This window comes from Sphingobacterium cellulitidis (assembly GCF_043187465.1).
Lineage (GTDB): Bacteria > Bacteroidota > Bacteroidia > Sphingobacteriales > Sphingobacteriaceae > Sphingobacterium > Sphingobacterium cellulitidis.
Genome location: NZ_CP171136.1, coordinates 4,060,172 through 4,084,487, shown reverse-complemented (window position 1 = coordinate 4,084,487; position 24,316 = coordinate 4,060,172). Strand labels below are relative to the sequence as shown.

The window sequence follows — 24,316 nt, the reverse complement described above, 5'->3', positions numbered from 1 at the left end:
ATAAACAGAAAATGAAAAGATCAATTTTTAAACTAATGCTTGCCTTAGGCTTGTTGGCAGTTGTTGGCTGTCAGCAAAATTCTAAGCAGGAAAGCAGTCAAACCGCAGATTCTAGCATAAATAATACGCTTACTTTGGATTCAAATACTTTTACAGGTGATATTGATGGAAAAGTAGCAAAATTATATATGTTGAAGAATTCTTCGGGATCCAAAGCATACTTCACCAATTTCGGTGCCCGAGTAGTTTCACTTCAGGTTCCTGATAAAAATGGTACTTTGACTGATGTAGTTTTAGGCTTCAATAAAGCTTCTGACTATAATAACCCTAAAGAACCCTTCTTCGGGCCTATTGTTGGTCCATTTGGAAACCGAATTGCCAAAGGAAAATTTAGTTTAGATGGAGAGACTTTCACTTTACCAACTAATAATGGCCCTAATACCTTACATGGTGGCTTAAAAGGTGTGCATTTTGCAAATTGGGAGGTTAAATCTGCAAATGATAAGGCAATTACATTTGCTTATACTCTACCTGATAAGCAAGAAGGATTCCCAGGTCCAATCCATATGGAGGTAACCTATAGTTTGTCTGATAATAATGAACTTGGAATTTCGTATAAAGCGACTGCAGATAAAGCGACTGTAATTAATTTAACCAATCACGCATATTTCAATTTAAATGGGGAGGGAAGTGGTACTATCACTGATCATAGTTTACAACTGTATGCAGATAGGTTTACGCCAGTGGATAGCACTTTAATTCCAACGGGAGAATTAAAAGATGTAAAAGGGACTCCATTTGATTTCACTGTTCCTAAGGCTATTGGAAAGGAAATTGAAAACGATGATGAACAATTGAAATTTGGTAAAGGATATGACCACAATTGGGTGCTGAATGGAACTAAAGTTGATGGATTAAATCATGCTGCTACTTTAACGGGTGATAAATCAGGAATAGTAATGGATGTATATACCGAAGAGCCTGGTATCCAGTTTTATAGTGGTAATTTTATGGCTGAGAATGTAACGCTTAAGGGTGGAGTGAAAGATAGCTTCCGTACGGGTTTATGTTTAGAAACCCAACATTTCCCAGATTCCCCTAATCAACCGAGCTTCCCTACAACGACGTTGAAACCTGGAGATACCTATACAAGCAAATCAATTTATAAGTTTACCGCTAAATAAAACCAATGGAAATCAAAGACTATATTGTATTCCTGTGTTACTTCGTCATTGTTGCAGGATATGGACTTTACATTTATTACAAAAAGAAATCTGCTTCCGGAGATTCTAAAGATTACTTCTTAGCGGAGGGGTCTTTAACTTGGTGGGCAATTGGAGCCTCTTTAATTGCCTCCAATATTTCTGCTGAGCAATTCATCGGAATGAGCGGATCTGGCTTTAAGATAGGTCTGGCAATTGCCACCTATGAATGGATGGCGGCAGTGACCTTAGTTGTCGTCGCGATATTCTTCCTTCCGGTATATCTTAAGAACAAGATATTTACCATGCCACAGTTTTTAAGTCAACGATATAATGGTACTGTAGCCATGATTATGGCTGTATTCTGGTTGTTATTATATATCGTTGTTAACTTGACCTCAATCTTATTCTTAGGAGCATTGGCAGTATCTAGTATTTCGGGATTGGACTTTCAGGCCTGTATGATTGGATTAGCCGTGTTTGCCATCTTTATCACCCTTGGTGGTATGAAAGTAATTGGTTACACCGATGTTATTCAAGTATTCTTCTTAATCTTAGGAGGTTTGGCTACAACCTATCTGGCTTTGAATTTAGTATCAGACCATTTCGGCGGAACTGGTGTACTGGACGGATTTGGAATCGTACATAATAAGGCTCAAGACCATTTCCATATGATTTTGAAACCTGATAATCCTAATTATATTGACCTTCCAGGCCTTTCAGTATTGATTGGTGGTATGTGGGTTATTAACTTAAATTATTGGGGTTGTAATCAATACATCACACAACGAGCATTAGGAGCAGATCTTCCAACAGCTAGAAATGGATTATTGTTCGCTGCTGGATTAAAATTATTAATGCCTCTAATTGTTGTATTGCCAGGTATTGCTGCCTTTGTACTCTATAATGATGGATTGTTTCAACAAGAGATGTTAGCTGGAGGGGAATTGAATCCGGATAGAGCCTATCCTGTATTATTGAACCTTTTACCAACTGGATTAAAAGGCTTATCCTTTGCAGCATTAACCGCTGCCGTAGTGGCTTCCTTAGCTGGAAAAGCAAACTCGGTTGCCACAATTTTCACCTTGGATATTTATAAAAAAATCTTTGATAAGGATGCTACTGAAAAGAAATTAGTAAATGTGGGTAAAATCACCATTATTGTTTCCATGATCTTAGCCATTATAATAGCACCTTACCTTGGAATTGATAAAAAAGGAGGATTCCAATATATCCAAGAATATACTGGATTTGTATCTCCTGGGGTATTTGCTATGTTTTTACTAGGTTTCTTCTGGAAGAAAACAACTTCCAATGCAGCCTTATTTGCAACAATAGGTGGATTTATCCTTTCCATTCTGTTGAAAGCCTTACCTAATTACATGGATCTTTCTTTCTTGGCTTCAACTGGTTTTTCAATACCTGTTGATGGCGTATATGAAATTCCATTTATTGACCGTATTGGCTTTGTCTTTATCTTCTGTGTTATTGGTATGTATATTATCAGTATGTATGAACATAAAAAAGGAGTTGTTACCAAAGGACTTGAAATTGATGCTACAATGTTCAAGACTAAAACAGGCTTTGCAGTTGGTGCCTTATTAATAATAGGTATTACTGCCGCATTATATACCATTTTCTGGTAAATAGAAAAGCTAGAAGGGTTAATTTACCCTTCTAGCTTTATTTTTTTCTCATCCTGAATCCCCAAATTATGAAAGGTTTATTTATCTGTTCCTTAGGGCTGTTGTTCTCTACACATCTCTTAGGACAATCTCCTTCTCAAAAGATTTTCCCGATTAATTTTTCTAAAGTTGCTATTGAAGATAATTTTTGGTCTCCTCAACTGGAAAAAGTTGCTACCTCTACTATTGATGCTTGTGTAAGTTATACTGAGGAAAAAACTGGTCGCATTAGAAATTTTGAAAAGGTTGCTAAAGGATCTGGTCAACATGAAGGGATTTATTATGATGATTCCGATGTTTATAAAGCTATCGAAGCAATAGCCTATTCCCTAAAGAATTATCCAAATCAGGAATTGGAAGCCAATACCGATCAATGGATTGATAAAATAGCCGCAGCTCAACAGCCTGATGGTTATTTGAACACCTATTATACTTTAAATGGACTCGAGAATCGTTGGAAAGATATGGAGCGGCATGAGGATTATTGTGCAGGTCATTTGATTGAAGCAGGCATTGCCTATTACAATACAACGGGTAAGGTTAAACTTTTGAAAGTTGCAATTAAGTTTGCTGATCATATTGATAACTATTTTCGAATCCCCAATAAGCCTTGGGTAACTGGACATGAAGGAATTGAATTGGCTTTGATGAAATTATATCATCAAACAAATGAAAAACGATATTTACAGCTGGCAGATTGGTTTGTAGAGCAACGTGGTAAAGGTCATGGTGTTGGAAAGATATGGGATGAATGGAAAGCTCCTGAATATGCTCAGGATGATATTCCAGTACGTGATCAAAGAAAAATAACAGGTCATGCCGTCCGAGCGATGTATTTATATAGCGGAGTGGCGGATATTGCTTCTGAAACAAAAGATGTTGGTTATGTAAAAACAATGGATGCAATATGGGACGATGTAGTAAATAAACATTATTATATCACTGGTGGCATCGGGGCTCAAGGCTCCAATGAGGGCTTCGGAAAACCCTATGACCTCCCAAATGAATCTGCCTATTGCGAAACTTGTGCCTCGGTGGGTATGGTATTCTGGAACCAAAGAATGAATATGCTTTCCGCTCAATCGAAATATATCGATGTATTGGAAAGAACTTTGTACAATGCTGCAATAGATGGCATCAGTTTAACTGGAAACCGATTCTTCTATGGAAATCCTTTAGCTTCTGACGGGAATTATGAACGTAGTGAATGGTTTGGAACAGCTTGTTGTCCCTCTAATATTGCTAGACTAGTTTCTTCCTTAGGATCATATATTTACAGTCGCTCTGCAACAGATCTATATGTCAATTTATTTGTAGGTAGTGAAACTACAGTGGACCTGAATAAAAATGAAGTTTTTGTAAAACAATCAGGGAATTACCCTTGGAATGGAAATGTGTCTATTGAGATTAACCTTAAAAAAGCAAAAGCATTTGCTGTATTTCTTAGAATTCCAGGATGGTTAAAAGAACCAGTTCCAGGTTCATTGTACCACTATAAAAATAACAAAACCAATAATTATACAGTTACTGTAAATGGAAAACCAATCAAAGCTGCCCTTATTGATGGCTATTTAAAAATCAATAGAAAGTGGAAAAAAGGAGATAAAATCGATTTGAATATGGATATGGAAGTCCAAAGGATTGTCTCCTCGGATGCTATGAAGGCGAATAAAAATCGTGTTGCACTGCAATATGGTCCTATAGTTTACGCCGTTGAAGATATTGATAACCCTAATGCTAAAGATGGTTTAATTATCCCTGAAAACACGGAATTCAAGGTGAGTTATAAACCAGATTTATTGGGAGGAACAAATGTGATTCAATTTAGAGCTCCAATCATTTCTAATAACCTTCAGGAAGATAAAGAAATCACTGCGATTCCTTATTTTCTTTGGAATAATAGGGGTAAAAGTAAAATGCAGGTCTGGATACCAGAAGAAATCACAGATATAGGTAGGAACAAATAATATTCATAAACAAACATGCTTCGAGAGTTTCGAAGCATGTTTGTTTTAAGAGATTCTTCACTCAGTATGTTGTAATCCTTTTAGCGCATTGTCAAAATCTGCGATCAAATCGTCAATATGTTCAATTCCAACCGATATTCTTAGCATTCCTGTCGTAATTCCAGAAGTTGATTTTTGGGACTTATCATGGTGGCTCCCCCACATACTTGCAGGATGGACAACCAGAGATTCAACCCCACCTAGACTTGCTGCATTTGCAAAAATCTTTAATTTATTTAGAACAGATTGTGCATTCTTGTATGCTATATCTTCATTGTCACCAATAACCTCTATACATAACATCCCTGTTCCACCTCGCATCTGTTTTTGGACAAGATCATATTGTGGATGTGATTTTAAACCAACATAAGCAACATGTTTGATGGCTGGATGATTCTCAAAAAACTCAGCTAATGTCAAAGCGTTTTGGTTAATTTGATTCACCCGCATTGATAAAGTTTTTAATCCTCTCAGCAATAACCACGAATCAAATGGACTAAGTGAACCTCCCAGCATCAAGGATCTTTTCCAAACTTTCTCAATATAATCTTTTGTCCCACAAACAACTCCGGCAGTAAGATCACTATGGCCGCCTAGATATTTTGTGGCTGAATGTACAATGACATCAATTCCAAAATCCTTAGGGTTTTGGTTCATCGGTGAAGCAAAAGTATTATCAGCCATGGTCGTCAAATTATATTTCTTACCAAGGCTTCCAATAAATTGTAAGTCGGTTACATCAAGATTTGGATTAGAGGGTGTCTCTACATAAATAAGTCTTGTGTTCTCTTTAATTGCATTCTCAAATGCCGCATTATCCTTTTGATCAACATGGGTTACTTCTACAGCATACTCCGTTAAAAAGTTCTTGAAGAAGAGCATTGCTCCTGAGTATAAAGAATTTTGCGTGATAATATGATCACCAGCTTTAACCACTGATAATATCGCTGTACTGATCGCAGCCATTCCAGTTGCAAATACCAAAGCATCCTCAGTTTTTTCTAAGCTTGCAACAATTGCCGCAACCTGAGAATTTGTTGGATTACCATGTCGATGATAGAAATTCGGGTTCTTCGTTTCCGTGGCAGCAATAATATATTCATGCAAATCCGCATCTGCAAAGTAGGTGGATGTTTGATAAATAGGGGTCACAACAGCTTTGCTGTTGTTGAATTCATGGCCTTTATGGATCAGGTCGGTTTCTAAATGAGACATATCAGGTTGTTTTAATAAAATAAAGGACTGAAAATTAAAAAAATAAGTTGTAAATCCTTAATTTCAGCATCGAAATAATTAAATGTAATAAACCCTAATTAACCTCATATACTATGAAAAAAATGCTTGCCATCTTGGCTTGTTTTATTTCTACACTTTCCTTTGGACAAATTAAATCACCAGCTGAATTCCTGGGATATCAGGTCGGTTCAAAGGTGACACCTCATTGGAAAGTATTGGAGTACTATCAATATCTGGCCAATCAGGTGCCTAATCAAATAAAAATGGAATCCTATGGTGAAACAACCGAAGGAAGGCCTCTTCGAGTTTTTTACATTTCCTCAGCCCAAAACATCGGAAATCTAGAAAATATCCGGACGAATAATTTAAAATTAGCTCATGCCCTGGAAGGTGAAGGAAATAGTAGCAGCCCTGCTATCGTGTGGATAAGTAATAATATCCATGGTAACGAGACTTCTTCCATTGAAGCATCCATGATGACATTATTCGAATTAGTTAATCCCAACAACTCTAAAAGTAAAACCTGGCTAGAAAATACCTTGGTAATTATTGATCCATGTTTAAATCCGGATGGAACAGAACGTTATAATAATTGGTATAATTCTGTAGTTGGAGTAAAATATAACCCTGAATTGTATGCTAGAGAACATCGTGAACCATGGCCGGGAGGACGATATAATCATTACTACTTCGATATGAATAGAGATTGGGCTTGGCAAACCCAACGTGAGAGCACTTTAAGAGCCGTAATTTATAATAAATGGTTGCCACATATTCATGTTGACTTCCATGAACAAGGAATTAATTCTCCTTATTATTTCCCCCCAGCTGCCGAGCCTCTACATGAAGTGATAACTCCATGGCAACGTGAGTTTCAAACCACAATTGGAAAGCATAATGCTAAATATTTTGATTCAAAAGGCTGGTTATATTTTACTAAAGAACGCTTCGATTTGTTCTACCCTTCATATGGAGATACCTATCCAATTTACTCGGGTGCCATTGGTATGACCTTTGAAAAAGCAGGAAATGGATCAGCTGGTTTAGGGGTTTATACAGATGATAAAGATACTTTAACCTTAGTAGATCGTGCTATTCAACATCATGCATCAGGATTGAATGTCATTGAAATAGTTTCTCAAAATGCCGCAAAAGTGGTCTCAGAGTTTAAAAAATTTGGAGATGAAGCCGCTTCAGGTAAACTGTCATCTTTCCAAAGCTATATCATTAAATATGATAATTCACGAGATAAAAGTATTCGCGCCTTATTAGAACTATTGGATAAGAATAAAATCAACTATTATTCTTCTTCTGGATCAGTGAAAGGCATGGATTATTTCTCCAAAAAAGAACAAAATCATTCACTTACAGATAAAGACGTTGTCATTCCTGGGAATCAATCGAAAGCAGCATTGATTAGAGTGTTATTTGAGCCTGAAGCAAAACTTACAGATTCAGTTACTTACGATATAACAGCTTGGTCTTTGCCTTATGTATATGGATTGCCAGCAATTGCTAGTCAATCTAAAATCTCAAATCTAAATCCTTATCAATTAGAAAAAATTAATAATACAACAGGCTCTAATTTTGGATATGCTATAAAATGCGATGGCTTTACATCCGCAAAATTATTAGCTGCCCTACTCCGCAATAAAATCACAGTAAAGGTATCGGATCAAAGTTTTAAGATAGGTTCTGAAGATTTTCCGAAAGGATCTATTCTGGTGATGAAGAACGGCAATAAGCAGATTAATACTGAAAAAATATTGAAAGAGGAAGCTGATAGGCTTCAAGTAAAGACCTATGCTATAGCATCTGGAATTGTAGAAGGCGGCAAGGATTTAGGTAGTTCTGATGTTAAGACCATCAAAGCTCCTAAGGTAATGATGATGGCGGGAGAAGGAATTCGTGCAACTAATGTAGGTGAGGTATGGCATTATTTTGATCAGCAATTAGAATATCCTATTGTATTAATTAATCCTACTGACTTTTCAAGGGTAGAGTGGGATGAAATTGATGTGTTTATTATGCCTAATGGTAGTTATTCCTTTTTGAAAGATAAGACACAAAGTGATGAATTTTTTAATTGGATAAAAAAAGGAGGAAAGGTAATTGCTTTGGAAAGTGCTGTTAGTCAATTGGCTGGTCAAACTTGGTCAGGCTTAAAAACTGTGAAGCAAGATAGCTCCTCTAAAACCAAACCTAGTCCGTTGAAAAAATATGGAGACAGAGAACGTGGAGCATTGGAAAATTATACTGCCGGCGCTATTTTTAGGGTAACATTTGATGCTTCCCACCCGTTGATGTTTGGGGTACAAGATTATTTTACCTTAAAGCAAGATGAAAACTTATTTCAATACTTCGAACCTGGCAAAGGTTGGAATGTTGGATATATTACAGAAAACTCAAAAATGAGCGGTTTTGTCGGTCATAGCTTGGCAAAAAAATTAAAGAATGGATTGGTCTTTGGAACCGAAAATATTGGAAGAGGATCAGTTATTTACCTGACAGATAATGTGCTTTTCAGAAACTTCTGGGAAAGTGGTAAATTGATTATGGCCAATGCAACCTTCTTTGGAATAGAATAAATACCCAATTCTGGGGATTGATTTCAGTCCTAATGCTTATTAATTTTGATAATAAGTATTAGGACTTTTTTTTATGCAGAGAAATATATCAGTAAATAAAAAGAAATCGAGGCGAATACGTCATTATATAAAGTTTTTCTTAGGTTATTTTGTGTTTTTATACAATACAGCCATTAGACCCCAATATTAGATTAACGCATTTGTTTCAATAACTCAATAGCATATTCTATACTATTGACATTATTGATAGCAATTCTTAATTGACCTTTTACCTCTTTCATATTTGAATTGCTCGAATGCTGTTGGACAAAGGTTAATACCTTCCCAAAACTATCTGACTGATAATAACTGGACTTCGGATTATTAACAAAATAGCCCTTTAAAACATGTTTCTTGTAGGATATCTTCTCCAAGCCAATTTCTTTCCCAAGCCATTGTAGTCTAAGGGTATTAAACAATTCAAATACTTGTTCAGGAATGGGACCAAATCTATCAATTAATTCCTTTTCGAATTTTTGTAGTTGTCCCTCATCCTTTAACTTCGAAATATCGTTATATAGGTTATATCGCTCCGAAACATTGGTCACATATTCATCGGGAATCATGACCTCAAGGTCAGTGTCAATCTGTGTGAAGGTCACATATTTTCTGTTTTCCTCATCAGCGAATAACTCTCCAAATTCATCATCTTTTAACTCCTGAACCGCTTCATCGAGGATTTTATTATACATTTCAAAACCTATCTCAGCGATGAAACCGGATTGTTCTGCTCCTAATAAATTTCCAGATCCACGAATATCTAAATCACGCATGGCTACATTGAATCCAGATCCTAATTCAGAGAATTCCTCAATAGCAGAGAGACGTTTATAGGCCTCACTCGTCAGGGTAGATAATGGCGGACTTAGTAAATAACAGAAGGCCTTCTTGTTGGATCGACCAACACGTCCACGCATTTGGTGCAAATCACTTAATCCAAACATATGTGCCTGATTAATAATGATCGTATTTGCATTTGGAATGTCTAACCCTGCTTCAATAATAGTAGTAGCAATTAACACATCATATTCATGGTTAATAAACTTTAACATTACATCTTCTAGGTCATCACCTTCCAATTGACCATGCGCAATCCCAACTCTAACTCCAGGAACCAATTTTCGAATTAACATCCCTAATTGTGGAAGGTCAGCGACCCGATTGTGGATAAAGAAAACTTGACCCCCACGATCAACCTCAAAGCTAACTGCTTCTTTGATCAGGTTCTCATTGAAAACATGAAGTTCCGTTTGAACAGGTTGTCTGTTGGGTGGCGGAGTTGAAATAATACTCAAATCTCTCGCGCCCATTAGGGAAAAGTGTAATGTTCTTGGAATAGGTGTGGCTGTTAATGTTAAGGAGTCTACATTTGCTCGCATTACTTTTAATTTCTCCTTAACAGAAACCCCAAACTTTTGCTCCTCATCAATGATCATCAAGCCTAAGTCCTTAAACTTAACATCTTTACTTACCAACCGATGAGTTCCGATAATAATGTCGATTTTCCCCTCTTGGAGCCTTTTAAGGGTGTCCTTAATTTGTTTGGAAGTCTTGAAACGATTGATGTAGTCAATATTTACTGGCATCCCTTTTAAACGTTCAGAAAAGGTTCTGAAATGTTGAAGGGCTAAGATCGTCGTAGGAACTAATACCGCAACTTGCTTGCTGTCCGCCACGGCCTTAAAAGCAGCTCGAATCGCAACTTCTGTCTTGCCAAATCCCACATCTCCACAGACTAATCGATCCATTGGATGCGGTGACTCCATGTCTTTCTTAAAGTCTGCAGTAGCTTTTTCTTGATCAGGGGTGTCTTCATAAATAAATGAAGCCTCTAATTCTCGCTGTAAATATGTGTCAGGACTAAAAGCATTACCTGTCTGAGCCTTACGTTTCGCATAAAGCATAATCAAATCACGGGCAATATCCTTTACTTTTTTCTTTGTGGTTTTCTTTAGTTTTTCCCAAGCATCTGTTCCTAGTTTATTCATTTTAGGAACTGTACCCTCTTTTCCAGAGTATTTGGAAATTCTATTCAAGGAGTTGATATTGACATACAATAAATCATTGTCGGCATAAACCAACCTGATCATCTCCTGACTTTTTCCATTGACATCAACTTTCTCCAATCCCGCATACTTTCCAACTCCATGGTCAATATGGGTGATATAATCTCCCGGTTTAAGCTCACTTAACTCCTTTAAGGTAATCGCCTGTGAGCGTTCATAACCCTTTCGACGCTTATATTTATAATATCGATCAAAGATTTGATGGTCAGTATAACAAGCCACTTTAATCTTATCATCCCTAAAACCTTCTCGTAAAGCCTTGTAAATAGGAGTAAAGGTGACAGTGTTGTCCAAATCCTCTAGAATAGCATAAATCCTTTCAATTTGCTTGGTAGAATCCGAAAATATGTAATTATGTATCGCATGTTTTTCGTTTTCATTGAAATTGTGGATTAGCAAATTGAAATCCTTATTGAATGAGGGTTGAGGATGAGTATCAAAACTAAGTTCCAGATCCGGCTTATAGAAAAATTGTTTTCCAAATTCTACAAGCGGATACTCAAAAAGCATGGCGCTGAAGTTTTTGTCATCCGTAAAAGTAAATCTGGGATCTACCCAATCAGGATTATCCTTAATATCTTTCTCAGTTAAGGCTTTCCAATATTTGGATGCCTTTTTATACCCCTCGCTAATAATGTCTAATGTGAATTGCACATCCTTGATCCATATAACAGAATCTTTATCGATGTATTCTAAAAGAGAGATATGATTGTTGGTCAAAAATTTCGCTTGAACATTCGGTACAATAGTAACCGAATTTATCTTATTCACAGAAAGCTGTGATTCAATATCAAAGGTTCGGATACTCTCAATTTCATCCCCAAAAAACTCAATCCTATACGGTAAATCATTCGAGAATGAAAAAATGTCCACAATACCACCACGGATGGCAAATTGTCCCGGTTCATAAACAAAATCTACTCGCTCAAAATCATATTCATAGAGAAACTCATTTATGAAATCAATGCTTAATTTTATGCCAACCCGAATTTCTAACGTGTTTTTCTCAAGATCTTGTTTATTGATTACTTTCTCTGCTATAGCCTCTGGATAGGTTACCACAATTTTTGGTAATTCTGAATTCCGATTTAAGGAACTCAACGTTTCAGCACGCTGTAGTACATTCGCACTATCCAATATCGTGAAATCAAATGCTTTTCGATAAGAGGAAGGGAAAAACAATATTTGAGTATCAAATAAACTCTCTAAATCGCTCAAGAAATACGATGCATCCTCATGAGTAGGCAAAATAAATACGTTTAATTTTTTCTCCTCTGCATAACAAGCAGCAGCAAACATAGCATCTGATGAACCTACTAATCCTTTTAAATGAATTTTTGGTTTCCCATCTTGAATACTGTTGCTAAAGCGCTTGACTTGTTCGGATTGGATGTATTTATTTAATATTTCTTGGATATTCACGTTAGTATATTTTTGCAAATTTACAAAAAATGCTTGGGGATTTTATTTAGTCTATAGACCTATAAACCTTGATCTAATTTGTGATTGTGAGCAAATTCTAAAACATAATCCATTTGATCTTTAAGGTCAAACTGAAAATCCTCATGTAAGGCATCAAAGATTTTAACAACGTTCTTTATTCGTGCACTGATATACTTATGTAATTTGAATGCAGGGGATAGAGCTGAGGGGCCAAAAAGAGAAGGGTATCGATCAAATGCCTCCTGAAGTATTAATAATCGACATTCTACAACTGAGAACTTATCTTTTGTGATTTTTTCATGTTCATTAATCATTCCACTGGCCTGCCTAAATGTACTATTCAAACTCTTATAGTTTGAATATTGAGGCAGATTTTTTGTCTTATTATTGTTTATCTCAAACAAGGACTCCAGATTCTTCTTTAAATCAAAAATTCGATCTTCAAGGTCAGTTTCGTCTTCAAGTAATTCATAATGCAATTGTTTCAATAGCATTTTATCCTTATTTATTAACCTTACGAGGAGTTTATCTTTTTCTTTTGAAGGTAGATTGAGGACAGCTTCCTTGAGTTCTTGATCTTTGTGTAATGACATGAATAAAGATAAGTATACATCTATAATAATACAATAAATACCATATACGTTCCTGGCAATGGTACTATTTCAATCAAAATTAAGTTGATTTAATTTGTTATAAGTAAAAAACACCATTGATAATGGGTATTATACCATTCCTGATGGTAGTTATTGTTTACCTTTGTATTGTATGCACAAGATACCTGTTTTAGAGCAATGTACAGTATCCTATAAAGAGGATAAACACTTTCTGGCGGATCGTCTTGAGGTTTATTTGGGAAAGAATAATAACCTAGTATTCCCTCATCGACACAATTTCTACCAAATGTTGTTATTCCTTTCAGGGGCGGGAATGCATGAAATAGATTTTAAGCAATATAAGATCGTGCCTGGTCAGGTTTATTTTATGGGACCTGGACAAGTTCATTCTTGGATGTTTGAAGGTGAAATGAAAGGCTATATAGTCAACTTTGATATTGATTATTTTAAATCTTTATTAATTCAACCTGATTACGTCGAAAATCTGGATCTATTTTCATCTTTGAATGATGGGGTATTTGTTTTAGAAGAGTATCAAGTGAAGGAAATTTCACAATTGTTTGATCAATTAATAGAAATTAACAGTCGAACCGTATCGATCGACTTAAAACGATCTCTATTATTATATATCTTGTTGAGATTTGATCAAGCATATATTCCGAATTTTCCGGCAAAATCAATTGATTATCACTTGGTTTTAATCAAGAACTTTATTTCATTGGTAGATCAGAGATATAAGGAATTGCATTTGCCAAAGGAATATGCAGAATTATTATTCGTAACTCCCAATCATTTAAATTCCGTATGTAAGGAATATTTGGGCTTACAAGCAGGGGAGGTAATTAGGAATAGAATCATGTTGGAAGCTAAGCGCTTATTGATATTGCCTGATTGGACAATATCTCAAGTAGCTTATGAGTTGAGCTTTAATGATAACTCCTATTTTACTAAGTTTTTTAAAAAAGTAGAGGGTAAAACACCCGAAGAATTCAGAAAATCACAATGGACGTAAATATTAATATGGAAACAAAATATACCATTCCTTCCGAATTGAAAAGCGCGATCGAAGGGAAATGCCCGAGGTGTAGAACAGGAAATATGTTCGCTGCTCCGCTATTAAGTTTTAAATCAAAAAAAATGTTGGAAAGATGTCCAGCATGTGATTTGAAATTTGAAAAGGAACCCGGTTATTTTTATGTCGCTATGTACGTTAGCTATGCATTAAGTGTGGCTGAGTTAGTTACAGCTTGTGTGGCTACCTATTTATTGTCAGGAAATCTAGAAAGTCCCTGGTTATACGTAATAGTGGCATTGGCCGTAACTTTGATTATGGCACCTTTTAATAATCGTTATTCTAGAATCATCCTATTGTATTTGATGACTCCTTCATTTAAGTTCAATCCGAAAATATTTGAAAGAGTAAAAGAAGAAGGAAAATAGAATCTGCAATCAAATAAAGAAGGCTCTTGAAATTATCAAGAGCCTTCTTTGTATTTAAAATGAGATATTAAAATTGACAGTCTTTCTATCTCTTTATTGATATCTAAAAATTACTGAATAGGATTTTCCTTCAAATATTTTTCCCATTCCCAAGCAGAGGACATCATTTCATCAATTCCTAATTCTGCTTTCCATCCTAGTTCCTTCGTAGATTTTGTAACATCTCCCCAAACCTTGATGATGTCTCCTTCACGACGTGGTCCAACCTCATAATTTAACTTTTGACCTGATGCTGATTCAAATGCTTTGATAGCTTCTAATACAGAATATCCATTGCCAGTACCAATGTTGAATACATCATAATTACCGTTTGGATTTCCTTTTTCTAACAATTTAATCGCAGCCACGTGCGCTTTTGCTAAATCTACAACATGGATATAATCCCTAACTGCTGATCCATCTTCTGTCTCATAATCATCCCCAAATACAGTTAATTTTTCGCGCTTCCCAATGGCCGTTTGAGTGATGAATGGTAATAGATTCTGAGGAATTCCAATAGGCAATTCTCCAATAAGTGCAGAACTATGAGCACCAACTGGATTGAAATAACGTAAGGCTACAAATTGATAGTTTTGATTTGCCTTGGCTGTTTCTTCAAGAATTTCTTCAGCAATCTGCTTCGTGTTGCCATATGGTGAGGTCGCCTTTTTTACTGGAGCACTTTCCGTTACAGGAAGCGCATCTGGCTCCCCATAAACCGTACAACTTGAGGAAAATACAAAGTTGATTGGTTTATCGCGATATGCCTCTAATAAATTGATTAATGAGAAGAAATTGTTATGATAGTATTTCAAAGGGTTCTGAACTGATTCTCCTACTGCCTTTGAAGCAGCAAAATGGATAATACCTGAAATATCTGGATTTGACTTTACAAATTCATTTACTTTCTCAGTGTCGCATAGGTCAAATTGATGAAATTCTGGCTTCACACCAATGATTTTTTCAATTTGATCCAAGATTTTAATATTTGAATTTGAAAGATTATCAACTAGAACAGGAGTATAGCCTGCATTGTGAAGTTCTACAACTGTATGTGATCCAATAAATCCGGTACCACCGGTAACTAGTATTTTACTCATTTTATTTCGATTTTATCGTTGCTTGTTCTTTAAATAATGTTTTATAGTATTTAATTGTTTTTTCAAGTCCTTCTAGCCTTGAAATCTTCGGCTCCCAATTTAGAATTTCCCTGGCCTTCGAAATATCAGGACGCCTTTTTTTAGGATCATCTACTGGAAGGGCCTCAAAAATAATATTTGAACTACTTTCCGTTAATTCAATGATCTCTTTTGCCATATCTATTAAAGTCATCTCATCAGGATTTCCTATGTTGATTGGAAATTGATAATCACTGAATAATAGCTTACAAATCCCTTCCACTTGGTCAGAGACATATATAAATGATCGGGTTTGTTGGCCATCTCCAAAAACAGTTACATCTTGGTTCTGTAAAGCTTGGGAAATAAAAGTCGGTAATGCTCGACCATCCTCAAGGCGCATCCGCGGGCCAAAGGTGTTGAAAATCCTGGCTATTCTAGTCTCAAGTCCATGAAAATTATGATAGGCCATGGTCATCGCTTCTTGGAACCGCTTCGCCTCATCATAAACCCCTCTTGGTCCTACAGGATTTACATTCCCCCAATATTCTTCATTTTGTGGTGAAACCAAAGGATCTCCATAAACTTCAGAGGTTGAGGCAACAAGGATTCTAGCGTTTTTACTTTTGGCTAACCCTAATAAATTATGTGTTCCCAATGAACCTACCTTTAAGGTTTGAATCGGAATCTTCAGATAATCAATGGGGCTTGCCGGTGAAGCAAAGTGTAGAATATAATGGAGTTCCCCCGGGACATGTACAAATTTGGAAACATCATGATGGTAAAACTCGAAATTCGGTAGATGGAAGAGATGTTCGATATTTCTAAGGTCTCCCGTCACTAAATTATCCATCCCTATGACATGAAATCCTAATTCAATAAAATGGTCACATAGATGGGATCCTAAAAATCCAGCCGCTCCAGTGATTAATATTCGTTTGCGCTTGTTTTCTTGCACAATAGTGAATTTGAAAAGGTTTAAATATCTTTGACGAATATAAGTAATATTTTAACATGATGCGTTTTCTTTACGACTTGGGGATTTTAATTTACGGCTTGTTGCTACGGGTCTTTGCTCTCTTTAATGCCAAAGCAAAGCTCCTCCTAAACGGTCGTAAGGATCTGCTCCAACGTATTGAACAAACGGTTGAAAAAGATCAAGAATACATTTGGTTCCACTTCGCATCCTTAGGAGAATTTGAACAGGGTAGAGCCGTAATGGAGCAAATCAAAATACGTTATCCTAACGAAAAAATAATTGTAACATTTTTCTCGCCCTCAGGTTATGAAATCAGAAAAAACACAGCCTTGGCAGATTATGTCTTCTATTTACCAGCAGATACTCCTAGGAATTCACGTAGATTTTTAGATTTGATAAACCCAAAATTTGCCGTGTTCACAAAATATGAATACTGGTACCATTACTTTAAGGAATTAAATAAGAGAAAAATTAGATTATTAATGATATCAGCGATCTTTAGAGAAAACCAGGTGTTCTTTAAGCAATACGGTGGTTTCTTTAGGTCTATTCTCAAAAATGTGTCCTTCTTTTTTACCCAGAATAACGAAAGTGTTCATATGTTAAAATGGATAGGAATAACGAATGCCGGATTAGCCGGTGATACTCGATTTGACCGTGTTGTCGAATTGCCAAAACAACATAAAGATATTCCAGAAGTTCAAAGATTTGTAGGTAAGGATTCTGTTCTAGTCGCTGGAAGTACATGGCAACCTGATGAAATCCTGCTAAAAGATTTATTGGAAAAAAATAAAGATTTGAAAGCAATTATTGCTCCTCATGAAATTCATCAAGAGCATATTGACCAAATCTTAAAGCTATTCCCGCATGCCTTATTGTTTTCAAAATTCAATACCTATACCGACCAACAAATTGCTGTATCCAGACAATTGATTATTGATAATATTGGCATGTTATCCTCCTTGTATTATTTTGGAAGAATTGCTTATATCGGCGGTGGATTTGGGGTAGGGATCCATAATACCTTGGAAGCGGCTACTTATGGAATGCCCGTCATATTTGGTCCTAAATATGAAAAGTTTCAGGAAGCCATAGATTTATTGGAATTAGGTGCTGGATTCTCGATCGCAAATGAAAAAGAGCTTAATGAAGTCTACCAAGCTCTGTCAAATTCCGAGAAACTATTGAAAGCCAGTTTGGCTGCAAAAAACTATGTTCAACAACGTTCCGGTGCAACCCAAATTATTATGAAATATCTGGAAACCGAAAAATTGTTGAACAGAGTATAATTCTTATTGATAATCCTTAGGATATTTTCCCTTTTTATGAGTCCCAAAGCCAAACATAATTGGTTGGTAATCTCCAATTGGGTCAACATTGGAATCAGCTTTAATTTCGTTTTCTAATCCTACTGCCCAATAACTCGCATTCACAATTAATCTTCTTAAGTTTTGATCCAAAAGATCAATTGAAGATCCCATTGTGGTTGTAAAAACCTTTCCTTTTTTTCCTCCTGGAATTTGATAATCTTTAGTCCAGGCAACTGGCATAATGGATTTCTTTCTATTTACAGGGCTTTCTGCAGTCATACCCAAAGTTGGTTGACCAAAGACAAGGATTTTTGCCTGTTGAAGATCATCCTTGATTCCATATACATCTGATGGAACCCAAATATCTTCAACCCCAATTAAAATAGGGTTTTTTGCATTTACTTGAAGACCATTAGTCAAACCTAATGAACCTTCTGTACCATGGTCTCCATGATGGTTAATCCATGTTTCACCAAGTACAAAGCCTCCAAAACCACCTTTCCATTCACCCTCCTGATTGCTGAACCCATAATGCTTATAGGCACTTTTGGACTCCTTAGGGAAATTAAAGGCATGGGTCGCAGTGCGAAGCCCAATGACTGGTTTGCCCGCTTTTAGAAAATTGTCGACAAATTTCATTTGGTAATCAGGCAATTCCCTAAATCGACTTGCAATAATCATTAAATCCGCATTTTGTAGATTCTCCAACCCTGGAATGTTTTTCTGATATTCTGGGTCAATCTGCTTAGTGTCTGGATTTATGGCAAATAAAACAATAGTTTCAAAACCATGTTTTTGTGTCAAAATTTTCGCCAACATGGGTAAACTCTCCTCAGACCGATATTCTTCATCCCCTGAAATAAGTACCACTTTTTTACCTTTGGAAACAGATTTTTCAGGGCTGTAGTGTAGCCAGTTTGACTGTTGAGCAATACAATTATGAAACCCAAAACTGATCGATAGAAAAGCTACCAATAAGATTTTTCGGCTCCAAAATGAAAGAATTCGGTTAGGTTTGAGTTGATTTTTCATTTTTGTGTTGGAAATTTTTGATATTAATTCAATAGAACTTTCATGGACTTTGGAGATTCCAAGATTTCATGAAAGTTCTATTACGATTTTAATTTTTATTAAACGGTTTCTACTTGTGCGTCAGATGCACCTTCCGTTGTTTCTTGATGACCTTTGTATGTTCTTTTTTGCCAGAAATAGAAAAATAAGAATAGAACAATTAATATCCCTGGAAAAATAGCCAATTTAGCTAAGGTAATTTGTCCTACAACTAAATCTAAATTTTCTATGACCTCTCCAGATTGTTGTACAGCCGCTTTAGATTGATCTATCCATCGCCCTATGATAGGTTGGAAAATTGAAGTCGAGAACATTCCTACACCTCCAATTACTGACATCCCTATTGCACCGCTCAAAGGTACTCGCTGAGCCGTAGTTGAAATCATTGTTGGCCAGAAATAACATACTCCAATTGCAAATAATATTGCCGCAACGTAGACCATGCCTCCTGTTGCAATCGAGAATAAATATACTCCAATGGTAGCAAAAATCGCTCCTCCGAGTAAAACCCCGGTTTGACCCAATGCCTTCACTACTGGTCCGGCAAAAAACCTTCCTACAGCCATTAATCCAGTGACTAATGCTAACACTAACATCGGACTGGCACCGCTATTTGCCATAATAATCCCTACCCATTGTTGTGGGCCAAATTCTGAAATAGCTGTTAATGCCATACAACAGAATAAGAAGATAAAAATAGGGGAGAACATTGCCTTTACATTATTTGAAAGCGAAGTGGCACTTTCTTCCTTTGGCTTCGGAAATGCTTTGCCGTAAAATAGAATAGCATATAAAATGGTTGGAATCATAATTACCCACATCTGTGTTTGCCAAGATGCTCCCCATTTGGTCAATACCAAGGAAATCAAACTACCCAATACAATTCCTCCCGGAAACCACATATGGAATCTGTTTAGCATTTTGTCCATCTTCTTGCCGGAATATAAATCCGCAATAAGTGGATTACAGGCTGCCTCAGTACATCCATTGCCTAAACCAATAAATAAAGTGGAAATTAATAAAGTTGAATACCCGTTCGCAAAAATCGTCAACAAAATCCCAAGGGTATGGGAGATAAATGCAAAACGCATAATGTTGCTAGGCCCAATTTTGTAATAAAATATTCCTCCCAGAATCATCGAAATAGGGAATCCCAGAAACCACATGGAATTGATAAATCCCAATTGTTCTGCTGATAAATTAAAACTTTCACCTAGCTGAGGTAAAATCCCAGCACGAATGGAAAAGGTAAGACCTGTTGTAATTAGGGCTAAACAGCTTCCTAAAAACAAGGCACTAGGGTTAACTTGTTTACTCATAATGTGGTTTATTTGTGGTTAAATTATTATGTGTTGATTACAATTCAATCAACAAGATAACTTATTTTTTTTCAAATTTCGTTAGATTATTTTTGATAAAATGATAACCTTCTTCCGCAATCTCCCATGGATCAGAATATTCGCGCCAAACATTTATTGCATTTGCAAAGTCTGGATCCGCTCTAGAAAAGGATTCAATAGTATACCAACCTGAATAATCAATGTCACTCAATGTCTGAAAAACTTCGTCCCAATGCACTAAACCTTTCCCAGGTGTACCACGATCATTTTCACTGATGTGAACATGTGCTAATACTGGTGCCATCTTTTGAATTGAACCTTTTACACTTTTTTCTTCTATATGGGAATGATGGGTATCATACATCCCCCGAACATTCGGATGGTTCGTTAGCTCGATTAAATGCGAAAGATGGTCTATACAACTTGCTAAATAGTTCTCAAAACGATTTACAGCCTCTGGCGTAAGAATTATACCCGCTTGCTGCGCATGGTCACCAGCAATTCTCAATGCCTCAGCAGCCCACTCATATTCCTGTTCCGTAGGAGCTGCTCTTGAAAAATAACCATGTGCCGAATGAAAAGGCCCGCAAAGGATCTCTGAACCCATATCATGTGCCCTATCTATAACCCATTTAATACGGTCTATCCCTCGATTCCTAATCGATTTATCTGTTGAAATAGGACTTTCATTCTCTGCAAGAACAGTTACGGCATTTACCTCTAAACCCAAATCATGAGCATGTTTGGCTAAGGCTTTGTATTCTCCCTCATCTGGAGAACCTATAAAAACCTCAACACCATCATAGCCAATCTCTTTCAATCTATCTAGTAAAGGAAATGCCTTCGCCGAAACTCCGGCAGTCCATGGTAAAATATTAAATCCTATTTTATTCATTCTATTTTCGTTATGTATTCTTTCTTTTTTATTTCTCCAATGGATGTGCTTTCAAAAGTTCCTCTGGCGAATAGAACCCTTTCTTATCCTTAATGGATTCTCTAATTTCTTTCACTTTAGAAGCAGAAATCGGGCTGGCTTCATTCCCAAAGGTATTTCTTACATAAGTTAATACATCAGCTATTTCCTGATCATTTAACATCATGCCAAATGGTGTCATCGGTACTTGTCCTGGATATTTTTTACCATTAACCTCAATGGGTCCTAATAATCCATTTAATGTTAATTTAATTAATCTATCCTCATTCCCAGTTACCCATTTGCTAGCATGTAATGGTGGGAAGCCTGAAGCATCTAATCCTTTACCATTTGGTTGATGACAGGTAATACAAAATCCCTCTTTGGAGTAGATAACAGAGCCTCGCTTAAACTGATCTAATGCAGGTCCTGATAATTTACTAATCGTTTTACTTGTTTCCCTATTCTCTTTAACTGATTTATTATTTAAGTGAGCTAAAGAAGTTAAATATGCTGGTTTATTCCACTTGTCAAGACTACTTGTATCTATGGCATTCATCAAATCCAATCCTTCAGCTGGTTTCATCCATGATGCCGCAGCAATCAGTTCTAATTTTACTCGACCACTTTCATCCTTCGTCGCTTTGGTCATCATCTCCTTGTAGTTTTTTATCTTGTCAGTATTATAACGCAGGGCATGTATAGCAGCTGCTCTTGCATGATAGTCATTAGATTCCAAGAGCTTTTGTACTAAGTCCGCATTGATTTTATCTGCACCCCAAGTTACCCACATTGCCTCTACTAAATTGTGCAAATATTTAGGGTCTTTTTGATCTAGATTATTAGCCCACTCTGTTGCTTTTTTAGCAACTTCATTGTTGTCACGCATTCTTAATTCAGTACGTGTTCTATAGCGAGTTCTAATTTCATGCAATTTTAAATTCTCAAGCAATTCCTCAATTGATGCTCCATCTATCTTGGCAGGTTTTACCAATGGCCTTGAAGGATAGGTTACTCGATAAATACGACCATGAACATGGTCACGAAGTGGATCCCTAGCGTTATGCTGCATGTGGCCAATCAACATATTATGCCAATCAACAATATACAATGAACCATCGGGTGCAATTTCTGCATCTACGGGACGGAAGTTTTTGTCATCCGACCAAAATAAATCCTGACGATGTTTTGATTTATAACCAGTTCCATCATCTTCAAATGTATGTTGCTTACCTCCTAAAAATCCAATCGTATTATTTAATAAATAATCGCCTTGAACAGAGTCAGGGAAATGACTAGACGATATAAATTCCAGTCCTGAAGTAGGACGAACTCGGTGGTTTTCATCAACTAAACTGAAAGATTTATCATTTGATTCCCCATATCTAGGTTTTACACTTCCTGGCAACATCCACCTTACATCTGGTCCTGATGTCTCTAAGTAAATAGTTTGTCCCCAGTCATCTGTTGCAATTCCCCATGGATTTGGAATAGAAACTTGTGCTACGCGCTCTAACTTTTTAGTTTGAGGTGCATATCTGTAAAATCCACCATTAACTCCTCTAACAGGGCCATATGAAGTCTCTACATTGGTATGAAGGAAAACTCCTTCTGCCATTAAAATAGCTCCCGACGGATCCATGCTGTAAGCACTATGTGCATGATGGGTATCATGATCATCAAATCCGCTGAGTATTACCTCTTTTTTATCTGCTTTGCCATCATTATCCGTGTCCTTTAATAGCACAAGATTCTTTCCTTGGGATAAATAAACCCCCTCAGGTGCAAATTCAAAACCAATTGGCAAGTGTAGATGATCGGCAAATATTGATTGTTTATCCGCCTTGCCATCACCATCAGTATCCTCAAGAATAATAATTTTATCATTTGGCTTACCATCTCCAGCTTTATAATGCGGATAACTAGGCATCGTTGCTACCCAAAGTCTTCCTTTTGAGTCAAAGGATATTTGAACAGGGTTGGCTAGGTCTGGAAACTCTTTCTCCGAGGCAAATAAATCAATTTTATATCCCGGAGCAGTATGAAATTTCGCAAGCGCTTCTTCCCCATATAAATACCTGGAATTAGGGTCTTGACCAAAATCAACATTGGTTTTTACTTCAGGAAGTGTCAATGTGTTCTTATCCATTGCCGCTAAATCGTAAGATTCCCCTTTCGCAGCCTTCCAAATTGCTGTATCCCGAATATAACCCATCTCACGAAGCTTTTTGATCTCAAATGGATAGTTCTCCGGACCGAATGGATTAAACCTACGACCGTAAGCATGTACGCCATTTGGAATTTTAAAATCCTGCGTCCAAATCCAGTCTTTCTCTAAAACTGCCTTTTTTATCTCTTCTTTATGACTCGAAGCTGCTCCCTCACCTTTACCAAAAATGCTAGTTACTAAGTAGTCAGCAAATTTCTCGTATGATTTTTCTGATAATTGAGAACCATCTATGGTGAGATAATCTGAGTTTTGATCATACCACTTCTTCGTAATATCAAAGACATCCAAAAATGTTGTGTTTTTCTCTTTCGCAACTTGCTCCATAGCATCAGCATATAATTGAATGTTCTTGTTGAATTCCTTGCCATCTGGCAGATCAAACTTGTCCGTAAGATCCTCAAAAGCAATAGGAGAGATCAAAACCAATTTGGTGCCTTTACCTCCATTATAGTCTGTGCTATTGGTATGATCGATGAATGCTGCGATTTCACCCTTGAAATCCTCAAGGCCCTCTTCTCCACGAAAGGATTCGTTGTAACCGAAAAACCCTAAGATAACATCAGGTTTTAATTCTGTTAACCATTCATCCTCGGTAGGAAAATGACCTTCACTACCCGTATTTATATCAAATTCCGGATTGAATTTCTCAGCACCCGGAAATGCCCATGGCGAATTCCTCGATGGGTGAGGCCTGAATCCAGCAGTGTTTCCCGGATTACAGATATTACGGATAAAAAGATTGTAATCTGGAAACCGAGTTTGGAGTTCAGTGTCAAAATCCCCATATTCCATCATTCTGGAACCCAGGTTATTCCCTATTAATACTATTCGTGAATCCTTTTGGATTTTTATTGGCTCCATGCTTGGTTTATGTGTACAACCAAATAGGAGTAGAACCAATGAAATTATAAAAAATTGCCTTAAGCGGTTCATAATTATTGTTGTAGGCTTAGATTAGATTTACGGAAACCGTGCGCATTGGTAATACGGCCCCATT

At 36.6% G+C, this 24,316-nt stretch carries 16 protein-coding genes; 7 read left to right on the top strand and 9 right to left on the bottom strand.

The window, feature by feature from the left end:
• Positions 1-11: 11 nt before the first annotated feature.
• The 3 genes from ACF3OC_RS17815 to ACF3OC_RS17805 all read left to right on the top strand — a co-directional run bounded on the left by ACF3OC_RS17815 (position 12) and on the right by ACF3OC_RS17805 (position 4,854).
• Entirely contained in the window at positions 12-1,184 is a 1,173-nt protein-coding gene (locus ACF3OC_RS17815; RefSeq protein WP_182499158.1) for a galactose-1-epimerase, read from the top strand.
• A gap of 5 nt (positions 1,185-1,189) precedes the next feature.
• The gene (locus ACF3OC_RS17810) at positions 1,190-2,848 is read left to right on the top strand and encodes a sodium/sugar symporter (protein ID WP_094280713.1); all 1,659 of its coding nucleotides are present in this window, start codon (positions 1,190-1,192) and stop codon (positions 2,846-2,848) included.
• Between the two features lie 68 nt (positions 2,849-2,916).
• On the top strand, positions 2,917-4,854 hold the full coding sequence (locus ACF3OC_RS17805) for a glycoside hydrolase family 127 protein (RefSeq protein ID WP_392470229.1): 1,938 nt from the start codon (positions 2,917-2,919) through the stop codon (positions 4,852-4,854).
• A 57-nt stretch (positions 4,855-4,911) separates the two neighbouring features.
• Here ACF3OC_RS17805 and ACF3OC_RS17800 read toward each other — a convergent pair whose 3' ends face one another.
• Positions 4,912-6,108, bottom strand: coding sequence for a PLP-dependent aspartate aminotransferase family protein (locus ACF3OC_RS17800; RefSeq protein WP_094257304.1), 1,197 nt, complete (start codon positions 6,106-6,108; stop codon positions 4,912-4,914).
• Positions 6,109-6,221: 113 nt separating this feature from the next.
• Between ACF3OC_RS17800 and ACF3OC_RS17795 the strand changes: the two genes are divergently transcribed.
• A complete protein-coding gene (locus ACF3OC_RS17795) occupies positions 6,222-8,717 on the top strand; it encodes a M14 metallopeptidase family protein (RefSeq protein WP_094257303.1) in 2,496 nt (831 codons plus the stop codon).
• Positions 8,718-8,908: 191 nt separating this feature from the next.
• On the opposite strand, the gene mfd is transcribed toward ACF3OC_RS17795, so the two are convergent.
• Positions 8,909-12,244, bottom strand: coding sequence for a transcription-repair coupling factor (gene mfd, locus ACF3OC_RS17790; protein WP_392470225.1), 3,336 nt, complete (start codon positions 12,242-12,244; stop codon positions 8,909-8,911).
• 59 nt (positions 12,245-12,303) lie between these two features.
• Entirely contained in the window at positions 12,304-12,858 is a 555-nt protein-coding gene (locus tag ACF3OC_RS17785) for a hypothetical protein (protein ID WP_094257301.1), read from the bottom strand.
• A gap of 172 nt (positions 12,859-13,030) precedes the next feature.
• Here ACF3OC_RS17785 and ACF3OC_RS17780 point away from each other — a divergent pair, with 172 nt between their 5' ends.
• Both ACF3OC_RS17780 and ACF3OC_RS17775 read left to right on the top strand, forming a co-directional pair.
• Positions 13,031-13,891: a helix-turn-helix transcriptional regulator gene (locus tag ACF3OC_RS17780; protein WP_182499152.1), complete on the top strand. Its 861-nt coding sequence runs from the start codon at positions 13,031-13,033 to the stop codon at positions 13,889-13,891.
• An 8-nt stretch (positions 13,892-13,899) separates the two neighbouring features.
• A complete protein-coding gene (locus tag ACF3OC_RS17775; protein ID WP_094257299.1) occupies positions 13,900-14,319 on the top strand; it encodes a DUF983 domain-containing protein in 420 nt (139 codons plus the stop codon).
• A gap of 110 nt (positions 14,320-14,429) precedes the next feature.
• Here ACF3OC_RS17775 and galE read toward each other — a convergent pair whose 3' ends face one another.
• A complete protein-coding gene (gene galE, locus ACF3OC_RS17770; protein WP_094257298.1) occupies positions 14,430-15,458 on the bottom strand; it encodes a UDP-glucose 4-epimerase GalE in 1,029 nt (342 codons plus the stop codon).
• A gap of 1 nt (position 15,459) precedes the next feature.
• Positions 15,460-16,434 carry a UDP-glucuronic acid decarboxylase family protein gene (locus ACF3OC_RS17765; RefSeq protein ID WP_094257297.1) on the bottom strand — a complete coding sequence of 325 codons (975 nt, stop codon included), beginning with the start codon at positions 16,432-16,434 and terminating at the stop codon, positions 15,460-15,462.
• Between the two features lie 56 nt (positions 16,435-16,490).
• Here ACF3OC_RS17765 and ACF3OC_RS17760 point away from each other — a divergent pair, with 56 nt between their 5' ends.
• Positions 16,491-17,744 (top strand): glycosyltransferase N-terminal domain-containing protein, encoded by a 1,254-nt coding sequence (locus ACF3OC_RS17760; RefSeq protein WP_318271471.1) that lies wholly within the window; start codon positions 16,491-16,493, stop codon positions 17,742-17,744.
• 3 nt (positions 17,745-17,747) lie between these two features.
• Here the strand turns inward: ACF3OC_RS17760 and ACF3OC_RS17755 are convergent, their stop codons facing one another.
• The 4 genes from ACF3OC_RS17755 to ACF3OC_RS17740 form a co-directional block, all read right to left on the bottom strand.
• The gene (locus tag ACF3OC_RS17755) at positions 17,748-18,797 is read right to left on the bottom strand and encodes a ThuA domain-containing protein (protein WP_094257296.1); all 1,050 of its coding nucleotides are present in this window, start codon (positions 18,795-18,797) and stop codon (positions 17,748-17,750) included.
• A 98-nt stretch (positions 18,798-18,895) separates the two neighbouring features.
• Entirely contained in the window at positions 18,896-20,155 is a 1,260-nt protein-coding gene (locus ACF3OC_RS17750; protein ID WP_094257295.1) for a sugar MFS transporter, read from the bottom strand.
• A gap of 61 nt (positions 20,156-20,216) precedes the next feature.
• Entirely contained in the window at positions 20,217-21,071 is an 855-nt protein-coding gene (locus ACF3OC_RS17745; RefSeq protein WP_094257294.1) for a sugar phosphate isomerase/epimerase, read from the bottom strand.
• 28 nt (positions 21,072-21,099) lie between these two features.
• Positions 21,100-24,180 carry a PVC-type heme-binding CxxCH protein gene (locus tag ACF3OC_RS17740; protein WP_392470221.1) on the bottom strand — a complete coding sequence of 1,027 codons (3,081 nt, stop codon included), beginning with the start codon at positions 24,178-24,180 and terminating at the stop codon, positions 21,100-21,102.
• Between the last annotated feature and the right edge of the window lie 136 nt (positions 24,181-24,316).

Bases quoted from the DNA above. Each gene is read 5' to 3' on its own strand.
- ACF3OC_RS17815 (WP_182499158.1), top strand. From the start codon at position 12: ATGAAAAGATCAATTTTTAAACTAATGCTTGCCTTAGGCTTGTTGGCA.
- ACF3OC_RS17810 (WP_094280713.1), top strand. From the start codon at position 1,190: ATGGAAATCAAAGACTATATTGTATTCCTGTGTTACTTCGTCATTGTT.
- ACF3OC_RS17805 (WP_392470229.1), top strand. From the start codon at position 2,917: ATGAAAGGTTTATTTATCTGTTCCTTAGGGCTGTTGTTCTCTACACAT.
- ACF3OC_RS17800 (WP_094257304.1), bottom strand. From the start codon at position 6,108: ATGTCTCATTTAGAAACCGACCTGATCCATAAAGGCCATGAATTCAAC.
- ACF3OC_RS17795 (WP_094257303.1), top strand. From the start codon at position 6,222: ATGAAAAAAATGCTTGCCATCTTGGCTTGTTTTATTTCTACACTTTCC.
- ACF3OC_RS17785 (WP_094257301.1), bottom strand. From the start codon at position 12,858: ATGTCATTACACAAAGATCAAGAACTCAAGGAAGCTGTCCTCAATCTA.
- ACF3OC_RS17780 (WP_182499152.1), top strand. From the start codon at position 13,031: ATGCACAAGATACCTGTTTTAGAGCAATGTACAGTATCCTATAAAGAG.
- ACF3OC_RS17775 (WP_094257299.1), top strand. From the start codon at position 13,900: ATGGAAACAAAATATACCATTCCTTCCGAATTGAAAAGCGCGATCGAA.
- galE (WP_094257298.1), bottom strand. From the start codon at position 15,458: ATGAGTAAAATACTAGTTACCGGTGGTACCGGATTTATTGGATCACAT.
- ACF3OC_RS17760 (WP_318271471.1), top strand. From the start codon at position 16,491: ATGATGCGTTTTCTTTACGACTTGGGGATTTTAATTTACGGCTTGTTG.
- ACF3OC_RS17755 (WP_094257296.1), bottom strand. From the start codon at position 18,797: ATGAAAAATCAACTCAAACCTAACCGAATTCTTTCATTTTGGAGCCGA.
- ACF3OC_RS17750 (WP_094257295.1), bottom strand. From the start codon at position 20,155: ATGAGTAAACAAGTTAACCCTAGTGCCTTGTTTTTAGGAAGCTGTTTA.
- ACF3OC_RS17745 (WP_094257294.1), bottom strand. From the start codon at position 21,071: ATGAATAAAATAGGATTTAATATTTTACCATGGACTGCCGGAGTTTCG.
- ACF3OC_RS17740 (WP_392470221.1), bottom strand. From the start codon at position 24,180: ATGGAGCCAATAAAAATCCAAAAGGATTCACGAATAGTATTAATAGGG.